The following is a 7,689-nucleotide window of genomic DNA, read 5'->3' as shown; positions in this document are numbered from 1 at the left end:
TCGGTTGCCTGGTGGTGGCAATGAGCTTTGCCCTACGCTTTTTGATGCAGTATACCTTTGCCATGTTCGCCTTTTGGACAGAACGGGCTAGTGCTATTGAAGAATTATCATTTTTGCTCTACTTATTCCTTTCTGGGTTAATTGCTCCGTTGGAAGTCTTTCCTCCTTTGGTCAGGGAAATTGCCCAGTGGACACCCTACCCTTATCTGATTCACTTCCCAGCAGCACTGTTGATTGGTTTACCTGTGAATGTGGTGGGGGGAATGTTGGTGATTATAGGTTGGAGTTTAATATTTTTCCTAGTCAACCGCTGGTTATGGCGTAAGGGGTTAAAGCATTATTCTGGGATGGGAGCTTAATATTATATTGCATTTCTCGACCAACGCTCTAGCTACGAATGACCCTAAAACTTTTGCCCCCAAATGATTCCCCTAATTTACCTGAACCACGTAACTTTAACGGGCCAATGTTATGGTTGGCAATGGTTTTGGCATCTATTGTCATTCATCTATGCTTCTTGTGGATAGTGTCTATGCTCTTGATGGGGCGCTTCGAGAGTTCGCAACCCAGTCAGGATTTGATTGCCATTGATCTGATTGATATCATTCCGGAAGATATAGCTGAGCAAGAGACATCACCAGAAGACCCATCAACAGCTCTAATCGATCAAACCATTGATTTAGCTCTCACCAGTCCTAGGTCAGATCGGAATCTTAATCACCAAACTGTCTCTAACTCTACCATTGAGGCCACTGAGGGTGAGGTAAAGCCAACACCGACAGAGGATATCTTACCAGTTAAAGACTTAGCACCGCCAACAGATTATCAATTAACTATACCTGTCCCCTCACCTGAACCAACAACTCCGATCACTCCTGTTAAGCCGATTCCAGTAATCCCAACGCCCCTACCTTCACCCTTACCTCTGGCACCACCGATTCAGCCACCGGCTTCCAGCATCCCGGAAGAGTCGGCATCAAAAGATAGCTTTGTGGCTAAGATGAGTAACTTTGGTCTGACTAATCCGAATCGGGATATTCCAGACCAATTGGCTCTACCTCTACCAGCTAACAAATCCGAATTTTCCGCTAAGGAGCTGAATTTGACAGGTATTGATTTATCGGAAGAGTTAGTGTTGAAGGTGGTGCTATTAATTGATTCCAATGGGAAACCGGAACTGCTAGCGGACTATATTCAAGTGCAGCAAGGCAAGATTAGTAGTGATCAGGCTCAGCAACTAGCTCAGCAGGTGATTTGGGATTGGTTGTTTGCCCCTACTTACATGGCAGGTCAACCAGTTGTGCAAGCGTATCGCTTCCAACTCACCATTAGTGATTAGTGATTTATAGTAGTTTTGACACTCCCCGCCCTATAAGAGCGGGGATTCTTAGTTCATCGACATGCCTTAAAATTAGTTATCCAGGAAAGGCAATATTTAAGCCCAATATCCGTTTAAAAACCAAATACCTAGCCTAATTTAACTAACCCCAGTGGGCTTATCTCCCTAAGCGTTGAGTTTTCTCAGTTTCCGTGTGCCCCACGGTACGTTTGTATTTCAATTTGCTATTTTACTGGTTTTCGGTATCCGTGGCAGATCCATGCGTTTTGGCGAGGTTTTTCGCTCCTCGTGTACTAGTATCGCTTTACGTCGTTGTTTTTAAATTGGCAGTACCGACGAATCCTACCTGTACTAGGCTACATGTTTATTATAACATACTCTACTTAAAAGCCGTCCTAGAAGGACGGGGCTTGAGACCCAAAATTTTTGGTCATTTTTTTAGGGAGCAGGGAGCAGCGGATCCCCCCTAACCCCCCGCCCGTAAGGGGGGAAGGGAGCAGGGAACAGCGGATCTCGGAAGAGTCCAGAATTTTGAACTAAAAAATGTTGCACTTTGATTTTGTTATGTTATGATGCAAGAAGTACACGAAACAATGCGGATGTAGTTTAGTGGTAAAACCTCAGCCTTCCAAGCTGATGATGGGGGTTCGATTCCCCCCATCCGCTCTAGATATAAAAATATATTATTGGTAGTTTAATGCGATCGCACTTCTGCAACTAGCATGACCGTTTGCGATCGCATGAGTCTTGAGAATTAAGAATTGAGAATTAAGAATTGAGAATTAAGAATTCGGAGGCTGGATTTCACTGCACACTTCGTAGAAAGATGTGGTGGGAGCTTTGGTAAACAAGTGAGACATTTGGTTTAAGATCGCCTGATAAGCCTCACTTTGATTATCTTCCATATCCGCTATACTTTCCCAAAATATCACGGCAATCCCCCGATCGGTTCCAGGTTCTTGCAGTAGGTAAGCTCCTTTGAACCCTTGGATATAGGTAGATACAGCTTTCTCGTAAAGATCCTGAGCTTCTTGAAATTTGCCTGGCTTGAATTCACCAACGGCAACATAAGCATACTTGTGCTTAAGAAAATCTAGAAATTCGGTCAACTTTCCCTCCCCTGGGATTTTCTGGGTTAGTTCCCGATCGTAACAGCTAATGGTTGAGCTGCACAGATTCCCATAGCTGCATCTTTGTAAGCATATGCGCTACGCGAACAGCAGTCAGCAGTCAGCAGTCAGTGGTCAGTAGTAGGGTGGGCAAAGTTCTCTAATCTAGAATACTCAAAAAAACCAAACTATTTTTGCCCACCCTACAAGCAAGACTTAAACTAAAATGGCGGAAAGCGCTATTCGCTCCCGCCCTTAGCAAAAATTTTTGGTAAGAATCATTAGTAGGAATTAGAGAGTGTCAAGAATCTACTCTACACTCGACATTGAAATTGAATTCCTCGCCACTACCACCAATGCCAATGCCAGTTTCAAATATCTCGGCATCAGTTAAGGTAATGTTGTTCATGACAGCTCCAGACACATCGGTGTCGTAAAGCTTGGCTGCTGTCAAATTCACTTGGTTGAGATTAGCACAGTTTAAACTGGCATTGGTGACAAAGGCTTGGGTTAAGTTAGCCCCGTTTAAGTTGGCACCAGTCAGGTCAGCACCTTCTAGGTTGGCTTCGATTAAGTTTGCTCCTTGCAGGTTAGCATTCCTCAAATCAGCGCCTAGTAGATGTGCACCCGATAGATCCGCTCCTTTTAAATTACATCCTTCACATGCACCAGTTAAGAGCAACTGTTGCACCTGGTCTGGGTTCTCAGCTACTGCTGAACCAGTGAAGAACAGAGAAGCGACTAAAGTTAACGTTGCCAAAATATTGAATTTCATTTTTGGCCTCCCTAGAAGTTATATCATTAGGATGTATTTCTTCATCCCAATTCCATTATAACCCATTAGTGGTGCGGGATTCTAATGATTTGTTAAGGTGATTTGTTAAGGTTAGTTAGGGAGTTGATATAGTGCTACGGGCAAGGCAAGAGGAATCCCCCCTAACCCCCCGCGCGTAAGGGGGGGAGGCAATAGGCAATAGGCAAATAATTTTATTCCCGACTCCCGACTCCCGACTCCCGACTCCCGACTCCCTGCTCCGAGGCTCCCTGCTCCCTTTTATTGTAAATTTTAATTAAATTTTTTTTAAAGAATTTGTAAATCAATCAAGCTGAAGTAAATTTTATGAAATAATCCGAAAACTCGGTAGCTTATTGATTACTATGAAACCTCGGATTTCCCCACTGGTGCCAGCAACTAGCGTGTTGCTGTATTCTCTACTAGCTGCAACTACGGCATTAGGGCAAATTACCCCAGATAATACCCTGGGGAATGAAAGCTCTGTGGTAACCAATCTCAATATTAACGGAATTGTAATAGATTTAATTGAAGGTGGGGCGATTAGAGACAGTAATCTATTCCACAGCTTTTCAGATTTTAATGTAGCCGAGCTCGCAGGAGCTTATTTTGATAATCCTGCTGGAGTTGCCAACATCCTGAGTCGGGTAACCGGAGGTAATGTTTCCAATATTTTGGGGACTCTAGGAGTATTGGGAAATGCTAATTTATTTTTGATCAATCCCAACGGTATTGTCTTTGGTCCCAATAGCAGACTGGATGTGGGAGGTTCATTTTTTTGGAGTACTGCTGAGAGTGTTTTGTTTGAAGATGGTAAAGTTTTCAGCACTAAAAATCCCAATGATAAACCGTTGTTGACTATTAATATACCATCTGGGTTGCAATATGGATCAAATCCAGGAAGTATTACTAATCAATCTAGTCTGTTTCGGGTACCAAATGGTCAAACCTTAGGGCTGATTGGTGGTGAGGTTAATCTTCCTGGTGCTGTTCTAGCTGCATTGGATGGACGGATTGAGCTGGGGAGTGTTGGTGCATTTGGTGTGGTGAACTTGACCCCAACCGATACGAGTTTGGTGTTGGATTATTCAGCAGTTCAAGAGTTTCAGGATATTAGTTTGTCCGATCGTGCTTTTGTCATTACCAGTGGCGAAAGTGGTGGGAGTATCCAGGTGCAGGGGGCTAATGTGAGTTTACGCGATCGCTCTTTTATGTTTGCGGATACCGAAGGGAGTGGCAGTGGCGGTGGGATAGAGGTTCGAGCTTCACAGTTCAGTCTTGAGGGTGGTTCTCTAATAACTACGGATGTATTTAGCTCAGGACAGGGTGGAGATGTGAGTATTACCACTGGGGAGTTAATTGTTTCTGATGGAGCATTTGTTTCAGCTAGCACTTTTGGTGAAGGGGATAGCGGAGATTTGACTTTGAATGTCTCCTCTACTGTTAAAGTGATTGGTATCTCAGCCGATGAGACGTTTCCCAGTGGCTTGTTTGCTGAAACTTTTGGGTCAGGAAATGCGCAAAATTTGAGTATTACCACTGGGGAGTTAATTGTCTCTGATGGAGCATTTGTTTCAGCTAGCACAATCGGTGAAGGGGACAGCGGAACTTTGACTGTTAATGCCGACTCGACTCAACTGATTGGTACCTCAGCTGATGGTCGGTTTGCCAGCGGTTTGTTTACTCGAACTCTAGGGAGAGGAAATGGGGGAGAGTTGAAGATTACCACTGGGGAGTTAATCGTCTCTGATGGAGCACTTGTTTCAGCTAGCACTTTTGGTGAAGGGGACGGAGCAGATTTGACTGTGGATGCCGACTCTACTGTTCAACTGATTGGTAGCTCAGCCAATGGTCGGTTTTTCAGCGGCTTGTTTACTCAAACTTTTGGGAGAGGAAATGGGGGAGAGTTGAAGATTACCACTGGGGAGTTAATCGTCTCTGATGGAGCATTTGTTTCAGCTAGGACTCTTGGTGAAGGGGACGGGGGAGATTTGATTGTGGATGCTTCTTCTAAGATTAAACTGATTGGTACTTCAGCTGATGCTCGGTTTATCAGCGGCTTGTTTACTCAAACTGAAGGGACAAAAAATGCGGGAGATTTGAAGATTACCACTGGGGAGTTAATTGTCTCTGATGGAGCAGCTGTTTCAGCTAGGACTCTTGGTCAAGGGGACGGGGGAAATTTGACTGTAGATGCTTCTTCTACGGTTAAACTGATTGGTACCTCAGCGGATGGTCGGTCTCGCAGCGGCTTATTTATTCAAGCTAATCGAGAAGCAACAGGAAATGCCGGAAGGTTTTTGAATATTACCACTGACAAGTTAATCATCTCTGATGGAGCAGAAGTTAGTGCTAGAAGTTTTGAACAGGGCAGTTCAGCAGGCGAGGTAAAGATTAATGCCAACTCCATCTTCCTTGACAACAATAGCAGGATCACAGCAGAAACAGCAGGAGGAGACGACAGCAATATTAAACTCTTTTCCCGTGACATCCGACTCCTCAACCGAAGCTTGATTCTAACTGACGCTCAGAATACAACCACTGGGGGAAATATAGAAATTGATACTGATACCCTAGTCGGTCTGGGAAATAGCGACATCACCGCCAATGCTCAACAAGGCTCAGGAGGTAGTGTTACCATTAATGCCAAAGGCATCTTTGGTCTAGAATTTCGAGAGCGTCTCACTCCAGACAATGACATCACTGCCACGTCTGAACTTGGCCCATCCTTCAACGGTGAAGTCATACTCAACATCTTACAGGTAGACCCCACCTCAGGCTTAAACGAATTGCCAGGAATCCTGGTCGCGCAATTAAGTAGCAAAAAAACGGGATAAAACGGTATTTAATATCACAAAATAGACATTGACATTTACTTAGCGCTAGAGTATAATCGAGACAATTGACACAGAGTTTTGTGACGATGCCAAGAACATTTGGAGTAGCAAAAAGGAGATCGACTCAAATCGTCCCTGTGGTGGGGATAACCAAGTCGGTTGAAATTGAGTTGCTGTCTACTATGAAAAAGTTAGGCATTGTTAGATCTGAGTCTTACAACAAATTAGGTAGCATCAGTCACTGGAGCCTTGACTGGAAAAAGGCTATCCCGGAAGTGAAGAGCTTCAGGACTCCCGATACCTTGGGGCTACCTGCTAAGTTAATGGATTGGACTATTAATGATGTAGCGAAAGCCATTACAGCGAGCCAGGCGGCCTGTACCGATGCGGTAATCAAGAAAATCTACAAAAGATTTCCGGGGAAGGACAATCAAAAGACCAGAAAAGAACTTTACAAACAGCTTAAGACCTTAGCTTTTCAGCGATTACCACTTCTTCACAGGCTTGTTAGAAAGGAGTTTAAACGAGGGCACTCTTGGGTCAAAAATCAGATAGTTTATCAACAAGTAGGCTATAACTGCAAACGACTCTCTCGTAACACTTACCAGTTAGAACTAGCTGGGCTAAGGAGAGGAAAAAGAAACAAAATAGTCGTTAGGTCTAATCGAAAAATCAAAGGTCAGATCAGGCTGATATACAACCAGCTTCTAGAAAGATTTGAAATCCATTTTTTAGTAGACTATGGGACTGTAGAGATTCCTGCCGACCGCCGAGCTATTGGGGTAGACAAGGGATACACTGAGGCTTTCTATGATTCAGATGGCCAGGCGCACGGAGAGAATCTAGGTTTTGCCGCAACTAAGAAGTCCAATCGAATATGTGCTAAGAATCGTAATAGAGGAAAACTTTGGGCGATTCATAGAAAACTGGAAAAAATCGACCCAGCTAAGTCGGCTCGCATTCTTAAAAATAACTTAACTAGAAAGACAGAAAATAAGCGATACAGGCAAAATCAATCAGAACTTACAGCTATCATAGGAGCCGCTTCAAAGTCCCTTTTCAAGGGAGAATCATTAAAAGTATTTGCGGAAGATTTAACACAACCAATCCGAAATAAACGTCAGTCCAAAGCAATGTCCCGCAAGCTCAATAGTTGGATGAAGGGTCAAATGCGGGACTCCTTAGAAAAATGGGCTAATTGGACTGGGTCGGTTGTTACAGAAGTCCAGCCTAGTTACACGTCGCAAATTGACTCCGTGACTGGAACCCTATTGGGCAAAAGAAGCGGGGACAATTTTACCAGGTTTAATGGGGTCGTGTCGCAGGCTGACCATAATGCTGCAAAGAACATCCTTGCTAGGGGTACAGACTTCGAGATTACTCGGTACATGAATAAAACCGAGGTTCAAGCAGTATTGTTGCGCCGTACCGCGCGTTTCTTGGAAGGTATGGGACTGAGTCTGCTAGATGCAGTTGAGCTTGGATGGATTGGGTAGGTCGGCGGGGTTGCCCCCGCTTCGCCCCCTAAGCACCGTGCGAACAAGTCTCCAAGTACACGGCGCACCTAATTCCTTTTGAACACGTTATTTTTGCGACTTGCTTTTCTTCGAT

General features: G+C 44.3%; 6 protein-coding genes and 1 tRNA gene. 5 read left to right on the top strand and 2 right to left on the bottom strand.

Annotated features, from left to right (window positions below):
• The 3 genes from F6K57_RS33145 to F6K57_RS33135 form a co-directional block, all read left to right on the top strand.
• Positions 1-359, top strand: a 359-nt coding sequence (locus tag F6K57_RS33145; RefSeq protein WP_293072233.1) for an ABC-2 family transporter protein, incomplete at its 5' end; no start/stop codon positions are given.
• Positions 360-466: 107 nt separating this feature from the next.
• Positions 467-1,339: a hypothetical protein gene (locus tag F6K57_RS33140; RefSeq protein ID WP_293072232.1), complete on the top strand. Its 873-nt coding sequence runs from the start codon at positions 467-469 to the stop codon at positions 1,337-1,339.
• Positions 1,340-1,934: 595 nt separating this feature from the next.
• Positions 1,935-2,005 (top strand) — tRNA-Gly (locus F6K57_RS33135).
• A gap of 116 nt (positions 2,006-2,121) precedes the next feature.
• Here F6K57_RS33135 and F6K57_RS33130 read toward each other — a convergent pair.
• The gene (locus tag F6K57_RS33130) at positions 2,122-2,448 is read right to left on the bottom strand and encodes an antibiotic biosynthesis monooxygenase (protein WP_293021490.1); all 327 of its coding nucleotides are present in this window, start codon (positions 2,446-2,448) and stop codon (positions 2,122-2,124) included.
• A 301-nt stretch (positions 2,449-2,749) separates the two neighbouring features.
• The gene (locus tag F6K57_RS33125; RefSeq protein ID WP_293040762.1) at positions 2,750-3,223 is read right to left on the bottom strand and encodes a pentapeptide repeat-containing protein; all 474 of its coding nucleotides are present in this window, start codon (positions 3,221-3,223) and stop codon (positions 2,750-2,752) included.
• Between the two features lie 383 nt (positions 3,224-3,606).
• Between F6K57_RS33125 and F6K57_RS33120 the strand changes: the two genes are divergently transcribed.
• Together F6K57_RS33120 and F6K57_RS33115 are read left to right on the top strand one after the other, a co-directional pair.
• A complete protein-coding gene (locus F6K57_RS33120) occupies positions 3,607-6,078 on the top strand; it encodes a filamentous hemagglutinin N-terminal domain-containing protein (protein ID WP_293072231.1) in 2,472 nt (823 codons plus the stop codon).
• An 86-nt stretch (positions 6,079-6,164) separates the two neighbouring features.
• Entirely contained in the window at positions 6,165-7,574 is a 1,410-nt protein-coding gene (locus tag F6K57_RS33115) for a transposase (RefSeq protein WP_293072230.1), read from the top strand.
• Positions 7,575-7,689 lie beyond the last annotated feature (115 nt).

It is taken from the genome of Moorena sp. SIO4A5 (assembly GCF_010672005.1).
GTDB lineage: Bacteria > Cyanobacteriota > Cyanobacteriia > Cyanobacteriales > Coleofasciculaceae > Moorena.
Note: the sequence above shows the minus strand (reverse complement) of the source record. Positions and strands in the feature narration are given on the sequence as shown.